A 25,164-nucleotide genomic window follows, 5' to 3' on the forward strand; every position below is an offset into this window, starting at 1 on the left:
TTACGGTCATGCCCATGAGCGAGACACAGGGAACCCTGCCGCGTCCGAGCACCGTCCGGGCCGTGCGGCCGCCGCTGGTCGGGCGGCATCTGGCGCTGGTGTTCGCGGCCGCCTTCGCCACGCTGACGGGGTTCTTCCTGCTGTTCTCGGTCGTGCCGATGTACGCGGTGGACGGCGGCGCGGGCGGGGTCGGCGCCGGCCTCACCACGGGAGCGCTGATGCTGACGACGGTGCTCGCCGAACTCTCGCTGCCCCGGCTGCTCGACCGGTTCGGGCACCGACGGGTGCTCGCGGCGGGGATCCTGCTGCTCGGGGCGCCCTCGCTGGCGCTGCCGTTCTCCTCGGCCATGGCGACGATCACCGTGGTGAGCCTGGTCCGCGGCCTCGGCTTCGCGGTGGCCGTGGTGGTGACGGGCGCGCTGGTCGCGGCGCTCGTCCCGGCGGAGCGGCGCGGCGAGGGGATCGGGGTGTTCGGGATCGTGGCCGGGGTGCCGTCGCTGCTCGCGCTGCCGCTCGGGGTGTGGCTGGCGGGCGAGGTCGGCTACACGCCGGTGTTCGTCGCGGGCTCGGTGGCCTCGCTCGCCGCGCTGGCGGTGCTGCCCGGCCTGCCGCGCAGGATCTCCGGCCCGGCCTCGTCGTCGCCGGCCCCTGAGCGGCCCTTCGGCATCGCCGCGGGCCTGCGGTCGGCGGCGCTGCTGCGCCCGGCCGTCGCGTTCGCCTCGACCGCGATGGCGGCGGGCATCCTGATCACGTTCCTGCCCGACGCCGTTCCCGGCGGGGTCGCGGCGGCGGCGCTGTTCGTCCAGCCGGCGGCCGCCACGCTCTCGCGCTGGTGGGCGGGACGCATCGGGGACCGGCACGGCGCCGCGCGGCTCCTCCTGCCCGCCGTCGCCGTCTCCGCGTCCGGCATCGCGCTGCTGTCCCTCGCGCCGAACACGGTCGCCGTCCTCGCCGCCATGGTGGTGTTCGGCGCGGGCTTCGGCGTCACGCAGAACGCGAGCATGACCGTGATGTTCGAGCGGGCGCCCGCGTCCGGCTACGGCACGGTCAGCGCGCTGTGGAACATCGGCTACGACGGCGGCATGGGCGTCGGCGGCGCCGCGTTCGGCCTCGCCGCCGCCGCGACCGGCTACCCGGTCGCCTTCGCGCTCACCTCCGCCGTGATGCTCCTGGCCCTTCCCCTGGCGTTCTCCCGCCGTTCCGATTCCCGCCGTTCCGATTCCCGCCGCTCCTAGCCGAGACGGGCGGCGATCCGGTCGACGTCGCCGCGCTCCGCCTCGGGCAGCGGCGCACCGGCGGCCGCCCGGGCCCGCGACGCGGCGGCCAGCGCCCGCGCGGCCTCCGCGCGGCGGCCGGCGAGGGAGAGCGCGCCGGCCAGGCCCTCCTGCGCGAGCGCGACCGCGCGCGGGTGGCCGGTGGCGCGGGCCGCCGCCAGGCCCTCGGTGTGCAGGTCGAGCGCCCGGTCGGCGTCGCCCCGCAGCTCGGCGATGAACCCCAGCTCGGCCAGGAGGAACGCGAGGCCGGGGGCGCCGTCGATGTCGCGGCACCAGCCGAGCCAGCGGCGCAGGATCGCCTCGGCCTCGGCCAGGCGCCCGCGCCTGCGCGCCGCGAGGGCGAGGCCGATCTCGGCGAAGTGCTCCATCCGGCGGTGCGACTGGCGGACGGCCAGCCGCCTGCCGCGCTCGTGCAGGTCGTCTGCACCGTCGAGGTCGCCTTCGAGCAGCGCGACGCGGCCGAGGCGGGCCAGCCGTCCGGCCGCCTCCGCCCAGAGCCCGAGCTCCTCGGCGTCGCGCAGCCCGCTCTCGTGGAGGTCCCGCGCGCGGGCGTAGTCGCCGGCCACCTCCGCGACCAGGCCGAGCGTCTCGGTGGCCTGGAGCCGTCCCCACCGGTCGCCCGCCGTACCGAACAGCCGCAGGGCCCGCTCGCCGTCGCACCGGGCCCGGGGGAGGTCACCGGCCGACAGCGCCTGCCCGGCCCGGACGGCGAGCGCCGCCGCCTCGCCCCAGCCGTCGGCGCGGGCGCGGAACCCGTCCAGCGCGCGGGCCGTGAGCTCGTCGATCGGCGCCAGGTCCCCGAACCCTCCCCGGACGAATCCGAGGAACCAGTGCGCCCACGGGTCGCCGTCGGCGGCCAGGGCCTCGCGCACGCGCTCGGCGCGGTCCGCGCCGTCGCCGTCCAGCAGGGCGAACCCGGTGTGCCAGGTCCGCGCCCGGGCCGCGGACGCCGGGTCCGCCGCGCCCGGCACGGCGAGCGCCCGCTCGAACGCCCGGCGCGCCTCGCCGGCGCGGCCCCACAGGAACCAGGCCCAGCCCATGGCGTTGACCAGCCGCAGCGCGAGACCGGCGTCCCCGGCCCGGACGGCGCCGTCGAGGGCGGCCCGCAGGTTGCCGGTCTCCGCGCGCAACCGCCGCAGGGCGTCGCGCTGCCCCGGACCGCGCAGGTCGGCGCGTTCGGCCAGGCGGATGTAGTACTCGGCATGGCGGCGGCGCACCCGCTCGTCCTCGCCCGCCTCCCGGAGCCGCTCGGCGCCGTACGCGGCCACCGTTTCGAGCAGCCGGTACCGCGGTCCTTCTCCGGCCACGACGAGCGACCTGTCGACGAGGCCCGCGAGCGTCTCGACGTCGGCGCCGCAGACCGCCTCGGCCGCGTCGAGGGTGCAGCCGCCCGCGTGGACCGCCAGCCGCCGCAGCACCGCCCGCCCGCGCGCGTCCAGGGGCTCCCAGCTCCAGTCGATCAGGGCGCGGAGCGTCCGCTGCCGGGGCGGGGCGTCCCGGGCACCGGACGACAGCAGCCGGAAGCGGTCGTCCAGCCGTTCGGCCAGACCGGCGAGGCCGAGCGCCCGTACCCGCGTCGCCGCCAGTTCCAGGGCCAGCGGGACGCCGTCGAGCCGGTCGACGATCGCCGCGATCGACTCGGTGCTCCGGGGTCCGGGCGCGATGCCCGCCCGCTCGGCGAGCAGCGCGGCGGCGGCCCCGGCGTCCAGCGGCGGGACGGTCCACAGCCGCTCCCCCGAGATCGCGAGCGGCTCCCGGCTCGTGGCGAGGACCCGCAGGTCCGCGACGTCCCGCAGCAGCGCCGCCGCCAGCCGAGCCACCGGTTCGGCCACGTGCTCGCAGTTGTCGAGGACCAGCAGCGCCCGCCTGCCGCCCAGCGCCTCGCCCAGCCGCGCGGCCGGTCCGCCGCCGGAGCCCGCGTCGTCGCGCAGCCCGAGCACCCCGGCGGTGAACGACGCCGCGTCGTCGGCGGACGCGCCCGCCTCCAGCCCCTCGTCGAGCCGCACGAGCCACACCTCGCCCGGGTCGCGCAGTCCGCGCGCGACCGCCACCGCGAGCCGGGTCTTGCCCACCCCGCCCATCCCGTGCAGCGTCACGAGCCGCGACTCCTCCAGCAGCGCGGTCAGCTCCCGGACGGCCGCGTCGCGGCCGATGAGGGGCGCCACGTCGGCCGGCAGGTTGCCCCGTGATCCAGCGACCGCCGGGTCGCGGCGGAGCATGGACGCGTGCAGGGCCGCCAGCGCGGGCGAGGGGTCCAGGCCCAGGTCGTCGCGCAGGCGGACGCGCAGGTCGTCGTAGGCGGCGAGGGCCTCGGCGGGGCGGCCCGCGCGGTAGAGGGCCCGCATGTGGGCCGCGCGCAGCCGTTCCCGGAACGGGTGCCGGCCCACCGGTCCGCGCAGCTCGGCCGCCAGCGCCGCGTCCTCGCCCAGCTCCAGGCGGGCCTCGGCCTGCCCCTCCAGGGCCGCGAGGCGCAGTTCGTCCAGGCGGGCGATCTCGGGGGCGGCGAACGGCGCGTCGGCGAAGTCGGCGAACGCCGAACCGCGCCAGAGCGCCAGCGCCTCGGCGAACCGCGCGGCGCGAGGGGCCGGGCCCGGTTCGTCCGCAGCCCGCCCGGCGAGGTCCGCGAAGTCGAGCGCGTCGGTCCGTGCGGCCAGCCGGTAGCCGGGCGGGCGGGTCTCGACCAGTGCCCGGGCGCCCGGTTCGGCGTCCTCCAGCGTCCGGCGCAGCTGGGAGACGCGGGCCCGCAGCGTCGCCGCCGGATCGGCGGGCAGCGCGTCGCCCCACAGGTCGTCGATGAGCCGGTCGGCGGGGACGGCGCGTCCGGCGTGCGCGAGGAGATCGGCCAGCAGCGTCCGCACCTTCCGGTCCGGGACCGGGACCGGACGGCCGTCCTCGGTCCGCACCTCCAGCGGACCGAGGACCCCGAAGCGCATGCACCCACCGTAATGCGGCCCGAACCTTTCCCGAACCCGCCCGCCGCAGGCTGGAGCCCTGCGAACGAGAGGATCGACATGATGACGACTTCCGTGACCGTGCTCGGGCTGGGGCTGATGGGAAGCGCGCTCGCCGAGGCGCTGCTGGAGGACGGGCGGACCGTGACCGTCTGGAACCGCTCGCGCGCCAAGGCCGAGCCGCTCGTGGCCAAGGGCGCCGTGGAGGCGGAGAGCGCCGCGGCGGCGATCTCGGCGAGCCCGCTGGTGATCGTGTGCCTGTCCGTGTACGCCAACGCCGAGGAGATCCTCGACGGCGGCGCGGCGGCCGGGCGCACGATCGTCCAGCTCACCAACGGGACGCCCCGGCAGGCGCGCGCCCTGGCCGGCCGCGCCGCCGGGCTCGGCGCCCGGTACGTGGACGGCGGGATCATGGCCGTCCCGCCGATGATCGGGCGGCCGGAGGCGCTGATCCTCTACAGCGGCGACGAGGAGGCGTTCGAGGAGCACCGCGAGACGCTCGCCGTGCTGGGCCGGCCGGAGTTCCTCGGCGCCGACCCGGGGCTCGCGCCGCTGTTCGACCTGGCCCTGCTGGACGCCATGTACGGCTTGATCGCCGGCTTCCAGCACGCCTTCGCGCTCGTGCGGTCGGAGAAGGTCGCGGCCACGGACTTCGAGCCGATGGCCACGGCGTGGCTGACCGCGATGATGGGCATGCTCCCCGAACAGGCCCGCGCCGTCGAGGCGGGCGACTTCGCCACCAGCGTCTCCAGCGTCGCGACCAGTCAGGTCGCGTTCCCCGGCCTGATCGAGACGAGCCGCGACCAGGGCGTGGACCCCGGGTACCTGCTCCCCCTGCGGGACCTGCTCGACCGCGCGGTCGAGCAGGGCCACGGCGAGGACGGCCTGGCCCGCCTGATCCCCCTGCTGGAGCATCCCGCGCGGTAGCCGGGTCCGTTGCGAATTGGTGGAGTCTTCATTAACGGTTCGCTGGTCGTGCAGGGGGCGCGCCTACTCTCCCGCCATGCGCCGAACAGCAGCAGCACTCGCGACCGTCCTGACCGCCGGCCTCGCCGCCGGCGTCCAGACGGCCGCCGCGGCGGAGCCGTCCACCTGCGGCACCCCCGCCGACCACCAGATCGCCGAGGTCCAGGGCAGCGGCGGCGCGACCCCCCTCGCCGGGCAGACCGTCCGGGTCGAGGGGGTCGTGACCGCGGACTTCCAGCGCGCCGACCAGCTCAAGGGCTTCTTCGTCCAGGACCCGACGCCCGACGCGGACCCGCGGACCTCCGACGGGCTCTTCGTCTACTCGACCATCGAGGTCGCGGTCGGCGACCGGGTCCTGGTCACCGGCAAGGCCGTCGAGTACAACGGGCTCACCGAGCTGTCGCCCGTCTCGGCCGTGGACGTGTGCGGCCAGGGGAAGGTCGCGTCCACGGCCGTCCGGCTGCCGCTCAAGGGCGGCGCGGGCAGGGAGCAGTACGAGGGCGTGCTGCTGCGGTTCGGCCAGCGGCTCACCGCCACCGAGACCTACCAGCTCGGACGGTACGGGCAGGTCACCGTCTCCGCCGGCGGCCGCCTCTTCCAGCCGACCGACGGGCACGGCTCCACCCAGGCGGGCAACGACGCGCGGCGGCTCCTCGTCGACGACGGGTCGAACGTGCAGAACCCGGCGACGATCCCGTACACCGATCCCCGCGTCCTGCGGATCGGGGACGCCACGACCGGGCTGACCGGCGTGCTCACCTACCAGTTCGGCGACTACGCGTTGCAGCCGACCAGGGCCGCGCGGTTCGACGACGAGAACCCGAGGCGGAAGCGGCCGCAGAAGGTGGGCGGTGACGTGCGCGTCGCCGGCTTCAACACGCTGAACTGGTTCACGACGCTGGACGAGCGCGGAGCGGACACCCCCGAGGAGCAGGAGCGGCAGCTCGCCAAGCTGACCGCCGCGCTGCGGGGCCTGGACGCCGACGTCGTCGGGCTGATGGAGGTCGAGAACAACGGCGACACCGCCGTCGGGGCGATCGTCGACCGGCTCAACCAGGCGGCGGGCGCCGGGACGTACGCGTGGGTGAGGCACCCGTACCCGGGGACGGACGAGATCCACGTGGCGCTCGTCTACCGGCCGTCGAAGGTCGCGCCGGTCGGTGACGCGCGCTCGTCGCAGGACCCGGTGTTCGACCGCCCGCCGCTGGTGCAGACGTTCCGCCCCCGTGCGGGCGGGACGGCGTTCACCATGATCGTCAACCACCTCAAGTCGAAGGGCTGCGACGGCGCCACCGGACCCGACCAGGACCAGGGCGACGGCCAGGGCTGCTACAACGCCCGCCGCGTGTCCCAGGCCGAGGCGGTCGGCGCGCTCGCGGCGGGCGTGCCGAACCCGCTCGTGATCGGCGACCTCAACGCCTACACCGCCGAGGACCCGGTGAAGGCGCTCACCGGCGCCGGGCTCGTCGGGCAGACGCAGCGGTTCGTCCGCCCGGACCAGCGGTACAGCTACGTGTTCGACGGGCAGTCGGGCGAGCTGGACCACGCGCTCGCGGGCAGAGCGCTGTCGCGGCGCGTGACCGGCGCGACGATCTGGCACGTCAACGGCGACGAGCCGGTGTTCCTCGACTACAACACCGAGTTCAACCCGCCCGCGTTCTACCGGCCGGACGCGTTCCGCTCCTCCGACCACGACCCCGTCCTGCTCGGCCTCGACCTGCGCTGAGCCCCTCCCTCGGGCCGGCCGCCGGAAAAGGGCGGCCGGCCCTCTCGCGCGGCACGGTGACCGAGCGTATGATCCAGGTCACATTCCTAGAGATCGGTGCGCACATGACCGAAGCCGTGTCCGGCGCCGTCCCCGCCTCGCCCGCCGTTCCCCGTCTCGCATTCGGTATCGGCCCCGACGGGACCTACACCCGGTTCGGGCAGATCGTCGCCTTCGCCCTCGGCCTCCTCACGACGTTCGTGTTCCTGCCGCTGGTCGTGGTCGGCGCCCTCCTGTACACGCGGGCCGAAACCCGGTTCGGGGAGGACCCCGCGCGGGCCCGCACGCTGGTGAACTGGTCGTGGCTCAGCATCACGACCCCCGTCCTGATCGCGGCCGTCGCGATCGTCGTCGTCGCCGCGCTGAAGGGCTAGCGGGAAGAGGACCGGCCCGGGACGGGTTGGCCACGGTATGACCGTGCGCCTCTCCGTCCTCGATCTCGCCCCCGTCGTCACCGGCTCCACGTCCGGCCAGGCCCTGCGCAACACGCTCGACCTGGCCCGGCACGTCGAGCGGCTCGGCTTCCACCGGTACTGGCTGGCCGAGCACCACGCGATGCCCGGCATCGCCAGCTCGGCGACCGCCGTGCTGATCGGGCAGGTCGCGGCGGCGACCTCCCGGATGCGGGTGGGGTCGGGCGGGGTCATGCTGCCCAACCACGCGCCGATGGTCGTCGCCGAGCAGTTCGGGACGCTGGAGGCGCTGTACCCCGGGCGCATCGACCTCGGCCTCGGCCGCGCGCCCGGCACCGACCAGGCGACCGCGCGGGCGCTGCGCCGGTCCCCCGAGGCGCTGTCGGTCGACGACTTCCCCGAGCAGGTCGTCGAGCTGCGCAGCTACTTCGCCGCGGACGGCAAGGTCACCCCGGCCGCCGGGAACGAGCCGCCGGTGTGGCTGCTCGGATCCAGCGGGTACAGCGCGCGGCTCGCCGGCCTCCTCGGCCTGCCGTTCGCGTTCGCGCACCACTTCAGCGCCGAGAACACCGTGCCCGCGCTGACCCTGTACCGGCAGTCGTTCCGTCCCGGCGCGCTGGACGAGCCGTACTCGATGATCGGGGTGTCGGTGACGGCGTCCGACACCGACGAGCGGGCCCGCGAGCTGGCCGCGCCGCAGGCGCTGTCGTTCCTGCGGCTGCGGCAGGGGCGTCCGGGGCTGCTGCCGACGCCGGAGGAGGCCGCGTCCTACCCGTACACGCCGATGGAACGGCAGATGATCGACGCGCGGCTGGCCGACCAGGTCGTGGGCGGCCCGGACACCGTCCGCAAGCAGCTGGACGAGCTGGTCGGCCGGACCGGGGTCGACGAGGTCATGGTGACCACGCAGGTCTTCGACCACGCCGACCGGCTGCGCTCCTACGACATCCTCGCCGACCTGTACCGGGAGAGCCTCGACCCTGCGTGACGCGGAACCGCGCGCCGGCGGTGAGGACCTCGCCCGACGCGCCGGGACCGCCGGCCTCCGAGCGAGACCGGCGGTCGGCGTCGCCGCGGATCAGCCCGCGAAGGCCGCCTCCAGGACGTCCAGGCCCTCGGTCAGCAGCTCCTCGGAGATGACGAGCGGCGGCAGGAAGCGCATCACGTTCCCGTAGGTCCCGGTCGTCAGCACGAGCAGGCCGTTCTCGTGGCAGCGGCGGGCCAGCCGCGCGGTCAGCTCGGGGTCGGGCTCCTTCGTCCCCTCCCGCACCAGCTCGATGGCGATCATCGCGCCGCGCCCGCGGACGTCCCCGATCGCCGGGTGCCGCGCGGCGAGGGCGCGCAGCCGGGGGAGCATGATCTCCCCGATCCGGCGGGCGCGCTCGGTGAGCTTGCCGTCCTCGATCTCCTCCAGGACGGCGAGCGCCGCCTCGCAGGCGAGCGGGTTGCCGCCGTAGGTGCCGCCGAGCCCGCCGCCGTGCACCTTGTCCATGATGTCGGCGCGCCCGGTGACGGCCGCCAGGGGCAGCCCGCCCGCGATGCCCTTCGCGGTCGCGACCAGGTCGGGGACGACCCCCTCGTGCTCGCAGGCGAACAGGTCGCCGGTCCGCGCGAAGCCCGTCTGCACCTCGTCGGCGATGAACAGGATGCCGTTCGCCCGGCAGAACTCGGCGAGCGCCGGCAGGAAACCGGGCGCGGGCTCGATGAACCCGCCCTCGCCCTGGATCGGCTCGATCAGCAGCGCCGCGACGTTCGTCGGGCCGATCTGCTTGGTGATCTGGTCGATCGCCTGCGCCGCCGCCTCCGGCCCGCAGTCGTCCGGGCCGGTCGGCCACCGGTAGGGGTAGGCCAGCGGCATCCGGTAGACCTCGGGCGCGTACGGGCCGAACCCCTGCTTGTAGGGCATGTTCTTCGCGGTCAGCGTCATCGTCAGCAGCGTCCGGCCGTGGTAGCCGTGGTCGAACACCACGACCGCCTGCCGCCCCGTCGCGTACCGGGCGATCTTGACGGCGTTCTCCACCGCCTCGGCGCCGCTGTTGACCAGCAGGGAGCGCTTCTCGTGGTCGCCGGGCGTGATCCGGTTGAGGTTCTCGCACACCGCGACGTACGACTCGTACGGCGCGACCATGAAGCAGGTGTGGGTGAACCGGTCGGCCTGCGCCTTCACCCGCGCCGCGACCCGCGGGTTGGCGTTGCCGACGCTCGTGACCGCGATGCCGGAGCCGAAGTCGATCAGCGAGTTGCCGTCGGCGTCGACGACCACACCGCCGTCCGCGTCCGTCACGTACACCGGCAGGACGCTGCCGACACCGGGCGGCACCGCCGCGAGGCGCCGCTCGTGCAGCGCGCGGGAGCGCGGGCCGGGGATCTCGGTCACGACGCGGCGTTCCTGCGGCAGGCGGGAGCCGCTCGCGCCGAGGGTGGGGTCCTGGCTGGTCATGGCCTGAACATAAGCCTGGCGCCGCCTACGATGAACCGTACGGGACGGCGAAATCCGTCCAGCGAGGTAGACACTTTGCACAGGGATTGACATGCCGCCCACGTTGGCCGCCGTGGCCGCCCTTCCCCAGCTCGGACTACGGTCGCTCACCGGACCGCTCCCCGCGACCCCGGTCGTGTGGGTCGCGGTCAGCGAACTGGAGGACCCGACCCCGTTCCTGGAGGGCGGCGAGCTGGTGCTGACCACCGGCATGCGGCTCACCGCCGCGAACGCCGGGGCCTATGTGTCCCGGCTGGTCGCGCGGGGCGTCGCCGGGCTCGGTTTCGCGGTCGGCGTCATCCACGAGACCGTCCCCGCCGAGCTGTTCGCAGCCGCCCGCGACCAGGGGCTCGTGCTGCTGGAGGTACCGCGCCCGACCCCGTTCATCGCGATCGGCAAGGCGGTCTCCCGGGTGCTCGCCGCCGAGTGGTACGAGGACGTGACCCGCGCGTTCCAGGCCCAACGCGAGCTGACACGGGCCGCTCTCACCGGCCCCGGCGCGCTGGTCGCCCGGCTCGCCCGGCTGCTCGGCGGGTGGGCGCTGCTGCTGGACGCGTCCGGCGACGTCCGGCACGCCGAACCCGCCCGCGCCCGCGACCGTGCCGGAGACCTCGCTCCCGAGCTGGCCCGGCTGCGGCACCGCCCTGACAAGGGCGGCCCCGCCGCGAGCGTCGCGCTGGCCGTCCCCGACGACCACATCGTCGTGCAGCGCATCGGGCTGGGCGGGCGGCCGCGCGGATTCCTCGCGGTGGGCGCGGACGCGCCGCTCCCTCCCACGGCGCACACGATCGTGGGCGCCGCCGTGGCCCTGCTGACGCTCCAGTCGGAGACGCCGCGCACCGGGCGCGAGCTCCGGGCGTCGCTGGCGGCGCTGCTGCTCGGCCGCCCGGACGACGGCCCGGCGATCCCGCGCGGGCCCGTCCGGGTGCTGGTCTGCGCCGGCGGGGCCGCCGTCCTGGACACGCTGGAGTCCGACGCGGCCGGGGCGCGGTGCCCGGCGCTGCCGCTCGGCGGGCGCATCGCCGTGATCGTGCCGGACGGGGCGCTCGGGACGGTCGAACGGCTCCTCGCGGGCAGCGGCCCCATCGGCGTCAGCGACCCGGCCTCCGGGGACCTGCGGCCCGCGCTGCGGCAGGCGGAGGAGGCCCTCGCGGCGGCCGGGCGGTCGGGCCGGGACGTCCTGCACTACTCCCGGCTCCCCGGGCAGGGCGTGCTCGGGCTGATGGACCCCGGCCTCGCGCACGCCTTCGCCGACGCGCTCCTCGCCCCGCTCCGCGCGGAGGGGCTGGTCGAGACCGTCCGGGCCTACGTCGCGGCCAACGGGCAGGGGGAGGCGGCGGCGCGGGCGCTCGGCGTGCACCGGCACACGCTGCGGTCGCGGATGCGCAAGGCGGCCGAGCTCCTCGGGCGCGACCCGGACGATCCGGCCGTCCGCGCCGAACTGTGGATCGCGCTCGCCATCGCGTCCAACGTCGAGGAACGGATTGGACATCGTGGCGACTCCCAATCGAGCGCACCGCGGATACCGTGAAAAGCATGAACGTGACCCCATTCTGGCTGGCCGGCCGGCCCGAGACCGGTGACGGCGAGCTGACCGTTACGCATCCCTACGACGGCCGCGTGGTCGGGACGGCGGCGGTGCCGACGCCCGCGCAGGTGGAGGAGGCGGTCGCCGCGGCCGACGGCGTCCGCCGGGAGGCCGCGGCGCTGCCGCTGCACGTGCGGGCCGAGGCCCTCGCGCACGTGTCCGCGCGGCTCGCCGAGCGCGCCGAGGAGGTCGCCCGGCTGATCACCGGTGAGAACGGCAAGCCGCTGCTGTGGGCGCGCGGCGAGGTGACCCGCGCGATCTCCACGTTCCGGTTCGCCGCCGAGGAGGCCCGCCGCATCGCCGCCACGACGCAGCGGCTCGACACCGACCCGGCCGCCGAGGGCCGGATGGCCTACATCACCCGCGTCCCGAAGGGACCGGTGCTCGGCATCTCGCCGTTCAACTTCCCGCTGAACCTCGCCGCCCACAAGATCGCGCCGGCGATCGCCGCGGGCGCGCCGATCGTCCTCAAGCCCGCCCCCGCCACGCCGCTGTCGGCGCTGCTGCTCGGCGAGCTGCTGGCCGAGACCGACCTGCCCGCCGGGATGTTCTCGGTCCTGCCGGTGCCGAACGACCGCGCCTCCGCCCTGGTCGACGACCCGCGGCTGCCGATCGTGTCGTTCACCGGCTCCGTGCCGGTCGGCTGGGCGATCAACGACCGGGCGCCGCGCAAGCACGTCACCCTCGAACTCGGCGGCAACGGCGCGGCCGTGGTCCTGCCCGACGCCGACCTCGACTGGGCCGCCAAGCGGATCGGGCTGTTCGCCAACTACCAGGCGGGGCAGAGCTGCATCGCCGTCCAGCGCGTCTACGTGGACCGGACCGTCCTCGACGCGTTCCTGCCGAAGCTGGTCGACACGGTCTCCTCCCTCGTCACCGGTGACCCGTGGGACGACAAGACCCAGGTCGGCCCGCTGGTCAACGAGGAGGCCGCCGAGCGCGTCGAGGCCTGGGTGGACGAGGCCGTCGCCGCGGGCGCGCGCACGCTCACCGGCGGCACCCGCGAGGGCGCCGCGTACGCGCCGACCGTCCTCGCCGACGTCCCGCCCGACTCCAAGATCGCCCGCGAGGAGGTCTTCGGGCCGGTCATGTTCGTCCAGCCGGTGGACGGCGCCGACGAGGCGTTCGCCCTCGTCAACGACTCCAAGTTCGGCCTCCAGGCGGGCGTGTTCACCCGGAGCCTGGACGTGGCGTTCCGCGCCCACCGCGAGCTGGACGTGGGCGGCGTCGTGATCGGCGACGTCCCGTCCTACCGCGCCGACCAGATGCCCTACGGCGGCGTGAAGGACTCCGGCGTGGGCCGCGAGGGGCTGCGGTCGGCGATCGCCGACTACACCGAGGAGAAGGTCATGATCCTCACGGGCCTGCCCCTCTAGCCCCGGCCCCGGGGCCCCGCGTACAGCCCGGTGCGCAGGGCCCCGGCCGCCTCGGACGCCGCCTCACGGAACCGCCCGCCCAGGGACCACATGTTCGCGAACCCGTGGATGAGGTCCTCCTGCCGCCTCAGCGCGACGGGCACACCGGCCTTCCGCAGCCGCTCGGCGAACTCCTCCCCCTCGTCCCGCAGCGGGTCGAACCCGGCGGTGACGAGGTAGGTGGGCGGGAAGCCGGCGAGATCGTCGAAGAGCAGCGGCGAGGCGGCCGGCTCGGCGCGACGCGCCTCCGGGCAGTAGTGGTCGCTGAACCACGTCATGTCGTCGTCGGTCAGGTAGAACCCGTCGGCGAACAGGTCCCGCGACCGCCGCAGGACGGACATGTCGATCGCCGGGTAGTACAGCAGCGCGAAGTCCGGCGTCCGCCGGGCCTGCACGGCCACGACCGCCGCGAGGTTGCCGCCGGCGCTGTCGCCCCCCACCGCGAGGGCCCCCGGGTCGGCGCCGAGGTCGCCGGCGTGGGCCGCCGCGTACTCGTAGGCGGCCAGCGCGTCATCGGTCGCCGCCGGGTACGGGTGCTCGGGCGCGAGCCGGTAGTCCACCGACAGCACCCGCACCTCCGCGTGCACGGCGAGGTACCGGCACACCGTGTCGTGCGTGTCGAGGCTCCCGATGACCCAGCCGCCGCCGTGGTAGAAGACGAGGAGCGGCGACCCCTCCGCGAGGCCCTTCGGCGTGTAGAGCCGCGCCGGCACGCCGTCCGCGTCCACCTTCCGCGTCCGGACCGGCCGCGCCGGCACCCCCGGAAGGTACGACTGCCCACGGGCGATCCCCCGCCGCGCATCCTCGACCGTGCCTCCGGCCAGCCTCCGCTCGCCCTCCAGCCGCATCATCGTCAGCAGGAGCTGCGCGTCCAGCGCGAGCCGCTGCCCGTCCCGCCGCACCGGCGTCCCGGCGATGAGCCGCTTCACCGGCCCCGGCAGCGCGAACACGGCGCGGAGCACGGCCCCGGTCACCCCCGGCGGCACCTTCTCGGTCAACGACGCCACACCAGCCTCCAGCCCTCGGGTCCCGCACACCGTACTCCCCAGTAGCCCTCGGGGCCCATCCCCTCCCCGGGGGCCGCGGGCACACCGGCGCGGGCCGCCGGAACCCCCGCCCGCAAAGGGCTCTGGCATCCGGGCCGAAGTGGCTAGGATCGTCGCGGCCCTGTGGCGGTGGGTGACGGGAGCGGTGGATGCAGCGGATCTGGAAGATGCTGACGGCCTACGTCGACGTGGCCGTCGCGTTCGTCCTCGCGGTCGTCATCCTCGGCCTGGACATCGCCGGGATCGCCTCGACCAAGGTCGTGCAGAGCGCCACCATGGCGACGCTGGCCGTGGTCTCCATCGTCCTCCTGCGCGACCGCGCCCGCAGCGACACCCGCGGCATCGAGGTGCAGAAGTCGGTCGAGGCCCTGCAGAAGCAGCTGGACGTGCGGGTCATCAGCGGGACCGAGTGCAACCGCGTCCTGACCGAGGCGCGCCGCACCACCGACCGCTGGGTCTTCCGGGGCGGGACGGGCGCCTTCATCCGCGCGGTCACGCTCCCCGAGTGCGTGGCGACCGCCCGGCCGCTGCGGCGCAGGCTGGACTTCCGGCTGGAGATCCTCGACCCCATGGACCCGGACCTGTGCCGCGAGTACGTCCGGCTGCACCAGCGGCTGGCGACCGATTCCGACAGCCCCGAGCAGACCTGGACGGTGGAGGAGACCCGCCGCGAGCTGTTCGCGACGATCCTCGCGGCGGCCTGGCACCAGCAGCGCTACGAGCTCCTCGACATCGACGTGCGGCTCTCCTCGGCCTACTCGCTGCTGCGCTACGAGCTGTCGACGAGCTGCCTCATCTTCACCCAGCGGGGCCCGGAGTTCCCCGCCCTGGTGATCAACAGCGGCACGCCGACGTACCTGTCCTGGGAGACGGAGCTGCACGTCAGCTTCCAGCAGGCCAGACGGCTGCCGCTGCACTCGCTGCGGAACACGCAGCTGAGCCGCGTCCCGAGCGCCGAGGAGATCCGGTCCGTCTTCCGGACGCTCGGGATCGAACTGCCCGCCGACTACACCGACGACAGCCTCGACGACCTCTGCACCCTCGCCCTCGCCTCCCCCGACCCCTACGCCTGAGCCCCCGGTCCTCTCGGCTGGGACCGGGTGGTGCGCAGACGTGGGCTTTCGCATAGTCGGGTGATCGTCACGGCCGTTTCGCGGACCGGGGCGGCGTCTCAAGACGCGCGCGTCCGGCGGCGCCAGTAGGCGAGCGTGACGGCGGCGAGAAGCGGTCCCCACGCCAGCAGCGGCGCGTAGGCGACGGCACCGAGCACGCCCTGCCAGTCGTGGAAGTGGATGGGGAAGTCGTCGGGCAGCGGGCGCCCCTGGATGTTCTTCTGGAACACCAGGCAGTTCACGACGGAGGCCGTCCACATCGGGGTCAGGATCGCCGCACCCGCGAGGCCCGGGACCACGGCGACCGTGATCGGCACGCGCCGTCCCCGCAGGCCCGGCACCCACCGCGGGAACACCTCGCCCCAGCCGGCGACCAGGCCGACCGCGGTGAACGCCACGACCTCCGACACGATCGACAGCAGCACCACGTACGCCTCCAGCGGCACCCAGCCGGGAAGGTCACCGCCCGCCGCCTCCGTATCCAGGCCGTTGCCGCTGAGGATCGGCAGGTGGAAGGCGAAGGCGGCGATCCGCCACAGCCCGGCCGGCAGGACGGTGAAGGGGACGGCCATCGCCGCGATCCGCGCCCAGCGCGGGACTCCGGCGACCGGCGCGTGCGCGGAGGCCCAGCCCGCGCGCAGCCGCGCGAACGGGACCGGGGGTGTGCTCACAAGGGTCATGGGCCCACCCTCGCGCCCGCCCCGGCCCGCATTGATCACCCGCGGGCACCACCGTCCTCCCCCGTACGGGGGAATCCCACGTCGCCAGGTGTCGAGCGGTTCTCCCGGAACCGCTGTGCCTCGGTGGGGGTCATCGCCGCTCACCCGGCGCGCCCGCGTCCCCGCTGTGGAGAATTTCGTGGTCCCAGTGTCCTGGCGGCTGGGTGTGCAGGCGCCAGTAGTGCTCGGCTATGTCGTCGGGGTCGAAGGCGGTGCCGGGTGCGACGGGTCCGTCCACGGTGATGCTGGCGGCGTGCACTCCGGAGGGCCCGTACCGCTGGTCCAGCAGTGTCACCAGCGTCCGGACCGCGGCCTTGCCGAGGGAGAGGCTCAGGTACTCCGGTTTGGGGTCGGGCATGCCGCCGGTGATGAGGAATGAGCCGCCGCCGCGTTCGGCCATGGCGGGCAGCAGGTGCGCGGCGGTGGTGTGCGCGCCGACCACGTTCACCGCGTACGCGTCCAGCAGGTCGCGTGCCGACAGGTCGTCGGTGGTGTCGGGACGGATCACCGCGGCGTTGTAGACGGCGACGTCGGGTGGGCCCAGTTCGCGGGCCGCCTGGTCGAGGGCGGCGCGCAGCGCGTCCTCGTCGGTGACGTCGGCGGTGGCGGTGACGACCCGGACGCCGCCGGGCGCGACCTCGGCGACGGCTTCGGCGACGGTCTGCACGGTGGTGCGGCTGCGGGCGACCAGGGCGACGGGCAGACCCTCGCCGGCGAAGCGGCGGGCCACGGCCCGTCCGATTCCCGGGCCGGCACCAACGATCACTGCTCCGGGCATGGACCTCTCCTCGACTGATCGGTGGGGGATGGTGGGACGATCGACGATGTGAAGCGTCGACGATGGGACGGTAGGGCGTCACATCGATGTGAGGGTCAAGCTCGGGGAGGGGCGGTATGCGGATCGGCGATCTGTCGGCGGCGACCGGGGTGAGCCGGCGGTTGCTGCGCTACTACGAGGAGCAGGGCCTGCTGCGACCCCTGCGGTCGGCCAACGGCTACCGCCAGTACGCGCCGTCGGACGTCGTCGCCGTGCGCCATGTCCGCGCGCTGCTCGCCGCGGGGCTGCCCACCGCGGTCATCGCGCGGTTCCTGCACTGCCTGCACGACGGTGACGATGGCCCGGTGCCCGCTTCGTGTCCGAGCATGGTCGCCGACCTGCGCGGGGAAAGCGACCGCATCGCCGGGATGATCACCCGGCTCCAGTCCTACCAGCAGGCCCTTCACACTCTACTCGCCGCCGCGCAGCGCCCGGCGGACGGAACGCCGGGCAGCTAGCAACGGGGCACCGCCGCGCCCCCTCAGGGTTTGCGGGCCAGGAGGGAGCCTGCGGGGAAGGGGCGCTCCGTCTCCGCAGGCCGGCGCAGGAGCCGCGCCACCTCCACCAGCCCGGCCTGGGCGGCCAGCCCGGCGATGTCGTCGACGGGCCTGCGGTAGGCGAGGGCGACCTTGTGGTCGAACGCCTCCGCCTCGCCCTCGTCGGTCGACTGGAAACCGAGCAGGACCAGGCCGCCGGGGGCCAGAACCCGGTGGAACTCGGCGAAGGCACGCGGGATCTCCGCCGGTCCCAGGTGGATGGTCGAGTACCACGACAGGACGCCCGCCAGGCCGCCGTCCGGGAGGTCCAGCGCCGTGATGTCGCCCTCGTCGAAGCGCAGGTGCGGGTGGTCGGCGCGGGCGCGGGCGATCATGGCGGGCGACAGGTCGAGCCCGAACGCGTCCAGGCCGAGGCCGTGCAGCAGCGCCGTCCCGCGGCCGGGACCGCAGCCGAGGTCGGCGACCGGCCCGGCCGGGGCCATCGCCGCGAACGCGGTGATCATCGCCCGGTCCAGATGGAGCTCGTCGAGCGCGTCGCGGAAGAGGTCGGCGTAGAGGTCGGCGATGGCGTCGTAGGCGCGGGAGACGGTCTCGGTCATGATCCCCGACGGTAGCGCGCCTGGCGGGCGGCCGGTGCGCCGGGCGCGAGGCCCGACAGCCCCCGCTCCACCGCGGCGGCGGCGCGGCGGCAGAACGTCTCCGGCTCGTCGGCGGCGTCCGGGCGCTCGTCGACGAGCGCGTCCGCCAGCCCGCCGCGCAGCAGGTCCGCCGACCGGACGCCCTGCGCCTCGGCCATCTCACCGGCCCGCGCCGGGGTCCGGTGGACGATCAGCGAGGCGCCCTCGGGCGGCAGCGGCGAGAGCCAGGCGTGCCGGGCCACGAGGACGCGGTCGGCGGGCAGCAGCGCCAGCGCGGCGCCGCCCGTGCCCTCGCCCAGCAGCAGGCAGAGCGTCGGCGCCGGGAGGGTGATCAGGTCGGCGAGGCAGCGGGCGATCTCGCCCGCGAGCCCGCCCTCCTCCGCGTCGGCCGACAGGACGGCGCCGGGCGTGTCGACCACGGTGACCAGCGGCAGGCCCAGCTCGGCGGCCAGCCGCATCCCGCGCCGCGCCACGCGCAGCCCGGCCGGGCCCAGCGGGTGGCCGCCACGCTGGCCGCGCCGGTCCTGGCCCACCAGAACGCACGGCGCCGCCCCGAAACGTGCCAGGGCGAGCAGCAGGCCGGGCTCCGCCTCCCCCTGGCCGGTGCCCGAAAGGGGCGTCACGTCCGCGGCGCCGTAGCGCAGCAGTTCGCGCACGCCCGGACGGTCCGGACGGCGCGAACGCTCGATCGAATCCCACGCCGTCCCTTCCGGGGGGACGCTCTCGGGCAGGGGCGAGGGAGCCGCGGGCGGCCGCCCGCACAGGACGTCCAGCGCGGCGGAGGCGACCCCGGCGAGATCGTCGATGGCCACGACGGCGTCGAGCAGGCCCTTGGCCGCCAGGTTCTCGGCGACCTGCACCCCCGGCGGGAACGGCTCCCCGTACAGGCCCTCGTAGACGCGCGGCCCGAGGAACCCGATCAGCGCGCCGGGTTCGGCGGCCGTCACGTGCCCGAGCGACCCCCACGACGCGAACACCCCGCCGGTCGTCGGATGCCTCAGGTAGACCAGGTAGGGCAGACCGGCGGCCCGGTGCGCCATGACGGCGGCGGTGATGCGGGCCATCTGCACGAACGCGGCCGTCCCCTCCTGCATGCGGGTGCCGCCGGAGGACGGCGCGGCGAGCAGCGGCAGGCCCGCGGCGGTGGCGCGCTCGACGGCCGCGACGATCCGGTCGGCGGTGGCGAGGCCGATCGATCCCGCGAGGAACCGGAACTCCGACACGACGAACGCGACGCGGCGCCCGCGCAGCAGTCCCTCCCCCGTCAGGACGGCCTCGTCGCAGCCGCTGCGCTCGCGGGCGGCGGCGAGATCCTCGGCGTACGCGGAGGACGAGGGCGGCTCCCCCGCGGGCGGGACGTCCCAGGACGTCCAGGCGCCCGCGTCCAGCACGCGGCGCAGCAGCTCGCGCGCCCCGACACGTTCCGTCACCAAGCCCCTCCCGCCGGTCTCCCCTGCATGATGACCTCACCCTGGGATCACCGGGCGCGCGGGGTGGACACTGGTGGGGACCCCGCGCACGAGGAGGGCATGTGTCCGAGGAGATCTGTTTCGCGTCCGCCCGCGACCTGGCGCGCCGGATCCGCGCCCGCGAGCTGTCGGCGCGCGAGGTTCTGCAGGCGCATCTCGACCAGATCGAGCGGACGAACCCGCAGGTCAACGCCATCGTCACGCTGGTCGCCGAGCGGGCGGCGCGGCAGGCGCGGGAGGCGGACGAGCGACTGGCCGCCGGGGAGCGGCCGGGTCCGCTGCACGGCCTGCCCATGGCGCACAAGGACACCCACGCCACCGCCGGCATCCGCACCACGTCCGGGTCGCCGATCTTCGCCGACCACGTCCCGGACCGCGACGAACTCGTCATCGAGCGGATCCGCGCCGCGGGCGCCGTCACGCTCGGCAAGACGAACACGCCGGAGTTCGCCGCCGGATCCCACACCTTCAACCGGGTGTTCGGCCTGACCCGCAACCCCTACGACCCGTCCCGCTCGGCGGGCGGCAGCAGCGGCGGCGCCGCGGCCGCGCTGGCGTGCGGGATGCAGCCGCTCGCGGACGGCGGCGACATGGGCGGCTCGCTGCGCAACCCCGCGTCGTTCTGCAACGTCGTCGGGCTGCGCCCGTCGCCGGGCCGGGTGCCGTCCTGGCCGGTCCTCGCGGGCTGGTCGACGCTGGGCGTGCAGGGCCCGATGGCCCGGGACGTCGCGGATGTCGCGCTGCTGCTGTCGGTGCTCGCCGGCCCCGACCCGCGCAGCCCGATCGCGCTGGAGACGCACGGGTCGGCGTTCGCCGCGCCGCTGGACCGCGACCTCGCCGGGCTGCGCCTCGCCTGGTCCCCCGACCTCGGCGGGACGATCCCCGTCGACCCGGCCGTCACCGCCGTCCTCGAACCCGCGGCCAAGGTGTTCGAGGAGATGGGCTGCGCGGTCGAGGAGGCCTCGCCCGACCTGACCGGCGCCGACGAGGTCTTCCGGACCCTGCGGGCCTGGCACTGGGACATCACCCTGCGCCCCCTGCTGGACGAGCGCCGCGCCGACTTCAAGCCCTCCCTCGCCGAGAACATCGACGCCGGCCGCTCCCTCACCGGCGCCGACCTCGGCCGCGCCGAGACGCTCCACACGGCGCTGTTCCACCGCGTCCGGGAGTTCTTCGAACGCTACGACGCGCTGCTGCTGCCGGTCAGCCAGGTCCCGCCCTTCGACGCCGGCGCCGAGTACCCGGGCGAGGTCGCGGGGCGGCCGATGCGCGACTACCTGGAGTGGATGCGGTCGTGCTTCCTCATCTCGGCGACCGGATGCCCCGCGCTGTCGGTGCCCGCCGGGTTCACCTCGGACGGGCTGCCGGTCGGGCTGCAGGTCGTCGGCCCCCACCACGGGGACCTCGCCGTCCTGCAGATAGGGCACGCGTTCGAGCGGGCGACCCGGCACGGCGCACGGCGCCCGCCCCTGGCCCTTCCCTAGGGGTCTTCGCGGGGGATGCGCAGGACGAACCGGGCGCCCCGGTCGCTGTCGGCGGCCACGAGCGTGCCGCCGTGCGCGCGGGCGATGTCGCGGGAGATCGTCAGCCCGAGGCCGGTGCCGCCGCGGTCGCGCTCGCGCCCCTCGGCGAGCCGGTGGAACCGCCAGAAGACCCGCTCGCGGTCCTCCGGCGCGATCCCGGAGCCGTCGTCGCGGACCTCCAGCACCGCCTCCGGCCCCTCCGCAGTGACGCTCACCCAGATCCGCGACTCCGCGTGCCGCTCGGCGTTGTCCAGCAGGTTCGTCAGCAGCCGGACCAGATGGGCCTCGGTGACCCGGGCCGTGACGCCCTCGTCCGCCGCGACCTCGACCGGGACCCGGCGGGGCCGCCGGCCCACCTCCCTCCGGACCAGCTCGGCGAGGTCGATCCGCTCCCGCGCGACGTGCACGCCCGCGCCCAGCTTGGCCAGGATGAGCATGTCGCTGACGATGCCCTGCAGCCGGTCGGCGTCGGCGAGGGCCGCCCGGGCGACCGCCGGCCAGTCCTCGTCCTCCGGCTGCTCCAGCGCCACCTCCAGCTGGGTGCGCAGGCCCGCCAGCGGGCTGCGCAGCTCGTGCGAGACGTCCGCGACGAACGCGCGCTGCCGCGTGAGGACGTCCTCCAGCCGGTTCAGCATCACGTTCACCGACTCGGCCAGGTCGGACACCTCGTCGTTCGGCCCCGGCACGGTCACCCGGCGGGCGGCGCCGCCGGTGATCTCCGTCATCTCGGTGCTCATCAGCCGGACCGGCCGCAGCGCCCGCCGGACCGACAGCGACACGATCCACCCCACCGCGGAGGCCGCGACCAGCACCGTCACGGCGAGCAGCGCGATGAACACCGGCCGGTAGCGGGTGAACGTCGTGATGGGCGCGCCGACGTAGACCGTTCGGGTGCCGAAGCGGGTGTCCACCCGCTCGGTGACGAAGTAGAAGTCGGCCAGCCCCTGGAATTGCACGGTGTGGTACTCGGGACGGCCCGCCACCGGTGAGACCGGAACCTTCACAGGACCGCGACCGTGCAGGGACTCGCTGGCCGCGAGGACGTCGCCGTCCCCGTCCAGGACCTGGAGCAGCGGGAAGCCGGGATCGTCGACGCGGATCGTCCCCCGGAGGTCGGTCTCCCGGACGAGCGTGGCGAGGTCGGTGACGACCAGGGTGCCGCGCTCGTGCAACCCACGGTAGACGGTGCCGCGGAGGGCCTGGTAGAAGAGCGTGACGCCGCCGACGAGCAGGAGCGTGACGATCAGGGTCGCGGCCACGGTCACGCGGGTCCGCACCGACCAGCACGACGGCGTCAGCAGGTCCCCGAGTATCCGCACCCGGCGCCCCTCCCCCTTCCGGCTCGCACGCGGCGACCGGCGCCGCACGGCGTCGACGCGCCGGGGGGAGAACGCAGGACGGTTCTTACCGAGCCATTGCCCTGCGAAACATCGCCACATACCGGACCGGCGCCCGCGCGGGCGGCGCCTCCCACCCCTGGGGAGCCGCCCACGCGGGCACCGCTTCCCTCACTGTGCACGCCCCCGATGCACGGGGTGCTACATCGACGTGACGATCACGTTTCCGCCCTTCTTCGGAAAAACCCGCCATAATTCGCCGCCGATGGGGGAGGGGAGGCCGGGAGAGACGGAAGGGAGGTGCTGAGGCACCGCATGGACACTGACTTCAGGCCACTCGAACCCGCCGACCCCCGCGAGGTCGGCGGGCACCGACTACTGGGCAGGCTCGGATCCGGCGGCATGGGGACGGTCTTCCTCGGAGCCGACCCCGTGTCGGGCGGGCGCGTCGCGGTGAAGACGATCCATCCGCACCTAGCCGACGACCCGTCCTACCGGAGGCGCTTCCACGACGAGGCGCATCTCGCCAGCCGGGTCGCCTCGTTCTGCACCGCGCGGGTCCTCGCGCAGGGCGAGCAGGACGGCCTCCCCTACCTCGTCACCGACTATGTCGGGGGCGTCTCCCTGCACGACCGGCTCACCGCCGGCGGCCCGCTGCCGCCCGCCGACCTGCACGGCGTCGCCGTCGGCGTCGCCTCCGCACTCGCCGCCATCCACGCGGCGGGGCTCGTGCACCGCGACATCAAACCCGCCAACGTGATGCTCACCCTGTCCGGATGCCGCGTCATCGACTTCGGCATCGCGGGCAGCCAGGACGAGCCGGACGAGACCGCCACGACCGGACAGGTGTTCGGCACGCCGGGGTGGATCGCCCCGGAGGTGCTCGTCGGGGGCCCCTCGTCCCAGGCGGCCGACATCTTCTCCTGGGGCTGCCTCATCGCCCACGCCGGTACGGGGCAGATGCCGATCGGCGGCGATCCCGCGACGCTGCGCACCGCGGCCGGGGACGCCGACCTGTCCGGGCTGCCGGACGCGCTGGTCCCGCTCGTCCGGTGGGCGCTGGCGGAGGACCCGGCGGACCGCCCCACCGCGACCGACCTGCTGCTCGCCCTGGTCGAGCAGCCGCAGCCGCACGCCGCGGACCGCCTCGCACCGCGCCCCGTTCCGCCGAGCGACACGCCCCTGCGCGCCGCTCCCCGGCGCTCCCCCGCGCCGCGCCCCCGGCGGCGACGCCCCGCCGCGGGCCCCTCGACGCCGTTCTGGTCCCGGAAGCCCAGCGCCGAGGAGACCGACACCAGGGCGTTCACGCCGCTCGGCATGGCGGGCGCCACGACGTCCACCCGCACCCGTCTGCTGGCGGGTGCCGGCGCCGCGGCGGGCACCCTCCTGGTCGGGGCGATCATCCTCGGGATCACCGGGGCCAAGGCCGCCCCGTCCTCCTCCCCGGGCGCGCCGGCCCCGTCCGCGCCGGCGGCCTCCGCCGCGCCCACGAAGAAGGCGAGCGCCGTCAGAGCCGGAACGTCCAGGCGGCCCCCGGCGAAGACCCGCAAGCAGAAGCAGCAGGGGAAGAAGCCGAAGGCGAAGCAGCAGAGCACGGCGAAGCACGGCAAGGCCAAAGGCAGGTACAAGCACTGAGCCCGGCCCACCGGGCCGCGCCCGTCAGGTGCGCCAGACCAGGACCAGAGCGCAGTCGTCGTCGCGCGCCGCGGCCATCGTCTCCACCAGTTCCCGCGCGCCGCGGCCGAACCCCTGCGGGACGAGCCGCTCCGCCTCGCCGAGCAGCCGGTCGATCCCGGCGTCGAGGTCGCTGCCCGGCGACTCCACCAGGCCGTCGGTGTACAGGAGCAGCGCGTCGCCCGGCCGCAACTGCCCCCGCTCGGGCACGCAGTTCAGGTCGGGCACCACGCCCAGCACCACGCCCTTGGCGGAGCTGACCCGCCAGGCGCCGCTGCCCGCGTCGAACTGGACGGCGGGCGGGTGCCCGGCCGACTCGACCGTGTACTCCCCCGTGCGCAGGTCGACCACGACGTGCACGGCCGTCACGAAGCCCTCGTCCCACCGCTGGCGCTGCAGGTAGATATTGCACGCGGGCAGGAAGTTCTCGGGCTGGACCGATCCAAGCAGGCCCCCGAAGGCACCCGACAGCATCAGCGCTCTGGTGCCGGCGTCGGTGCCCTTGCCGGACACGTCGACCAGCGCGACCTCCAGCTTCTCGCCGTCGGACGCCGACACCACGAAGTCTCCGCCGAACGAGGAGCCCCCCGCCTGCAGCATCACGACCTGCGAGCTCCAGCCGTCCGGCAGCTCGGGCATCTCGCCGTGCCGCCGGAGCCGGTCGCGCAACTCCAGCAGCATCGAGTCGCCGCGCAGGCCCTGCACGCCGAGCTGCTGCCGGGTCCGGGCGAGGGTGATGGCGAGCACCGCGGTGATGCTCAGCGTGGCGATCATGCCGAGGCCGAAGGCGGCGACGTCCTTCCAGACGTTGTAGGCGGCCATCGCGGCCACGATCGCCAGGAGGGCGACCAGGCTCCGCACCTTCAGCAGCAGCCCGCCGACCACCACGATCAGCACCAGCGCGCCGGAGGGGGCCAGCCCGCGCGAGTCACCGGACGTGGCGATGCCGATCACGACCGCGAGGAGCGCCAGGGCCACGAAGACGTACCGGTCCCGGGTCAGCGAACCCCGCCTCAGCCACCGGTAGAGCACGACCAGGAACGGAATCTTGCGCAGCACGGCACGCACACGCGGCGGGAGCAGCTGCACCAGACGTTGAAGCATGACTCCGGCACTGTATCGAGCAATGCGCCCGGTCGGTCAGTATCCCGGGGCACCAGTGACGCACTGTAACGATCGTGCTACGTGAAATCAGGGTAGATGTGGCCTTGCGACCAACTCGGAAGGGAGCGGCTCATGGTCCAGCCGGGCATGCGGATCACGGTGGACGCGGCGATGCGGGCCCGCGACGTCTCGCGCCCGCGCGCCGGGGGCGGGGAGCCGCCCGCCGCCGACCCGGGCCCCGCGGCGGGCTCCGGATCGAACCCGAACAAGTCCGGCGACAACGGCAGGCGGACCAAGGCCGAGAAGAACGAGCGGCGCCGCCTCGACAAGCGCGGCGCCCGCCGGCCCTCCGAGAACGGGCGCTAGCCGGGACGGCG

Annotated in this window: 21 protein-coding genes; 12 read left to right on the plus strand and 9 right to left on the minus strand. The window is 75.1% G+C overall.

The features are described 5' to 3' along the window. The first annotated feature begins 14 nt into the window (after positions 1-14). Positions 15-1,235, plus strand: a complete 1,221-nt coding sequence (locus BJ999_RS32205; RefSeq protein WP_218935323.1) for an MFS transporter — start codon at positions 15-17, stop codon at positions 1,233-1,235. Here BJ999_RS32205 and BJ999_RS32210 read toward each other — a convergent pair. Next, entirely contained in the window at positions 1,232-4,207 is a 2,976-nt protein-coding gene (locus tag BJ999_RS32210; protein ID WP_179836746.1) for an ATP-binding protein, read from the minus strand. The genes BJ999_RS32205 and BJ999_RS32210 overlap by 4 nt on opposite strands. Positions 4,208-4,288: 81 nt before the next feature. On the opposite strand from BJ999_RS32210, the gene BJ999_RS32215 reads away from it, so the two are divergent. The 4 genes from BJ999_RS32215 (at position 4,289) to BJ999_RS32230 (ending at position 8,357) form a co-directional block, all read left to right on the plus strand. Continuing rightward, the gene (locus BJ999_RS32215; RefSeq protein WP_218935324.1) at positions 4,289-5,152 is read left to right on the plus strand and encodes an NAD(P)-dependent oxidoreductase; all 864 of its coding nucleotides are present in this window, start codon (positions 4,289-4,291) and stop codon (positions 5,150-5,152) included. A 76-nt stretch (positions 5,153-5,228) separates the two neighbouring features. After that, positions 5,229-6,917 (plus strand): ExeM/NucH family extracellular endonuclease, encoded by a 1,689-nt coding sequence (locus BJ999_RS32220; RefSeq protein ID WP_179836748.1) that lies wholly within the window; start codon positions 5,229-5,231, stop codon positions 6,915-6,917. Between the two features lie 104 nt (positions 6,918-7,021). After that, entirely contained in the window at positions 7,022-7,330 is a 309-nt protein-coding gene (locus tag BJ999_RS32225; RefSeq protein WP_179836749.1) for a hypothetical protein, read from the plus strand. A gap of 37 nt (positions 7,331-7,367) precedes the next feature. Then, positions 7,368-8,357, plus strand: a complete 990-nt coding sequence (locus BJ999_RS32230) for an LLM class flavin-dependent oxidoreductase (RefSeq protein WP_179836750.1) — start codon at positions 7,368-7,370, stop codon at positions 8,355-8,357. A 90-nt stretch (positions 8,358-8,447) separates the two neighbouring features. Here BJ999_RS32230 and gabT read toward each other — a convergent pair whose 3' ends face one another. Next, entirely contained in the window at positions 8,448-9,809 is a 1,362-nt protein-coding gene (gene gabT, locus BJ999_RS32235; protein ID WP_179836751.1) for a 4-aminobutyrate--2-oxoglutarate transaminase, read from the minus strand. Positions 9,810-9,900: 91 nt separating this feature from the next. Here gabT and BJ999_RS32240 point away from each other — a divergent pair, with 91 nt between their 5' ends. Both BJ999_RS32240 and BJ999_RS32245 read left to right on the plus strand, forming a co-directional pair. Further along, positions 9,901-11,379: a PucR family transcriptional regulator gene (locus BJ999_RS32240; RefSeq protein WP_179836752.1), complete on the plus strand. Its 1,479-nt coding sequence runs from the start codon at positions 9,901-9,903 to the stop codon at positions 11,377-11,379. 5 nt (positions 11,380-11,384) lie between these two features. Next, entirely contained in the window at positions 11,385-12,812 is a 1,428-nt protein-coding gene (locus BJ999_RS32245; protein ID WP_179836753.1) for an aldehyde dehydrogenase family protein, read from the plus strand. Here BJ999_RS32245 and BJ999_RS32250 read toward each other — a convergent pair. Then, a complete protein-coding gene (locus BJ999_RS32250; RefSeq protein WP_218935325.1) occupies positions 12,809-13,858 on the minus strand; it encodes an alpha/beta hydrolase in 1,050 nt (349 codons plus the stop codon). The genes BJ999_RS32245 and BJ999_RS32250 overlap by 4 nt on opposite strands. Positions 13,859-14,046: 188 nt before the next feature. On the opposite strand from BJ999_RS32250, the gene BJ999_RS32255 reads away from it, so the two are divergent. Next, entirely contained in the window at positions 14,047-14,970 is a 924-nt protein-coding gene (locus tag BJ999_RS32255; protein WP_179836755.1) for a hypothetical protein, read from the plus strand. Between the two features lie 98 nt (positions 14,971-15,068). Here the strand turns inward: BJ999_RS32255 and BJ999_RS32260 are convergent, their stop codons facing one another. After that, positions 15,069-15,689: a hypothetical protein gene (locus BJ999_RS32260; RefSeq protein ID WP_179836756.1), complete on the minus strand. Its 621-nt coding sequence runs from the start codon at positions 15,687-15,689 to the stop codon at positions 15,069-15,071. A 130-nt stretch (positions 15,690-15,819) separates the two neighbouring features. After that, complete coding sequence (locus BJ999_RS32265; RefSeq protein WP_179836757.1) at positions 15,820-16,506, minus strand: SDR family NAD(P)-dependent oxidoreductase; 687 nt, start codon at positions 16,504-16,506, stop codon at positions 15,820-15,822. A gap of 116 nt (positions 16,507-16,622) precedes the next feature. Here BJ999_RS32265 and BJ999_RS32270 point away from each other — a divergent pair, with 116 nt between their 5' ends. Next, positions 16,623-17,003 (plus strand): MerR family transcriptional regulator, encoded by a 381-nt coding sequence (locus tag BJ999_RS32270; RefSeq protein ID WP_179836758.1) that lies wholly within the window; start codon positions 16,623-16,625, stop codon positions 17,001-17,003. A 23-nt stretch (positions 17,004-17,026) separates the two neighbouring features. Here the strand turns inward: BJ999_RS32270 and BJ999_RS32275 are convergent, their stop codons facing one another. Both BJ999_RS32275 and BJ999_RS32280 read right to left on the minus strand, forming a co-directional pair. Continuing rightward, positions 17,027-17,641 carry a class I SAM-dependent DNA methyltransferase gene (locus tag BJ999_RS32275; protein WP_179836759.1) on the minus strand — a complete coding sequence of 205 codons (615 nt, stop codon included), beginning with the start codon at positions 17,639-17,641 and terminating at the stop codon, positions 17,027-17,029. Beyond that, complete coding sequence (locus BJ999_RS32280; protein WP_229810341.1) at positions 17,638-19,110, minus strand: carboxyl transferase domain-containing protein; 1,473 nt, start codon at positions 19,108-19,110, stop codon at positions 17,638-17,640. The genes BJ999_RS32275 and BJ999_RS32280 overlap by 4 nt, the downstream gene beginning before the upstream one ends. Positions 19,111-19,211: 101 nt before the next feature. Here BJ999_RS32280 and BJ999_RS32285 point away from each other — a divergent pair, with 101 nt between their 5' ends. Further along, positions 19,212-20,633, plus strand: coding sequence for an amidase (locus BJ999_RS32285; protein ID WP_179836761.1), 1,422 nt, complete (start codon positions 19,212-19,214; stop codon positions 20,631-20,633). On the opposite strand, the gene BJ999_RS43235 is transcribed toward BJ999_RS32285, so the two are convergent. After that, positions 20,630-21,991, minus strand: a complete 1,362-nt coding sequence (locus BJ999_RS43235; RefSeq protein WP_179836762.1) for a sensor histidine kinase — start codon at positions 21,989-21,991, stop codon at positions 20,630-20,632. The genes BJ999_RS32285 and BJ999_RS43235 overlap by 4 nt on opposite strands. Positions 21,992-22,324: 333 nt before the next feature. Between BJ999_RS43235 and BJ999_RS32295 the strand changes: the two genes are divergently transcribed. Then, positions 22,325-23,644, plus strand: a complete 1,320-nt coding sequence (locus tag BJ999_RS32295) for a serine/threonine-protein kinase (protein WP_179836763.1) — start codon at positions 22,325-22,327, stop codon at positions 23,642-23,644. Positions 23,645-23,668: 24 nt separating this feature from the next. Here the strand turns inward: BJ999_RS32295 and BJ999_RS32300 are convergent, their stop codons facing one another. After that, on the minus strand, positions 23,669-24,787 hold the full coding sequence (locus BJ999_RS32300; protein WP_179836764.1) for a PP2C family protein-serine/threonine phosphatase: 1,119 nt from the start codon (positions 24,785-24,787) through the stop codon (positions 23,669-23,671). Between the two features lie 132 nt (positions 24,788-24,919). Here BJ999_RS32300 and BJ999_RS32305 point away from each other — a divergent pair, with 132 nt between their 5' ends. Next, a complete protein-coding gene (locus BJ999_RS32305) occupies positions 24,920-25,153 on the plus strand; it encodes a hypothetical protein (protein WP_179836765.1) in 234 nt (77 codons plus the stop codon). Positions 25,154-25,164: the final 11 nt, after the last annotated feature.

The organism is Actinomadura citrea, assembly GCF_013409045.1.
GTDB lineage: Bacteria > Actinomycetota > Actinomycetes > Streptosporangiales > Streptosporangiaceae > Spirillospora > Spirillospora citrea.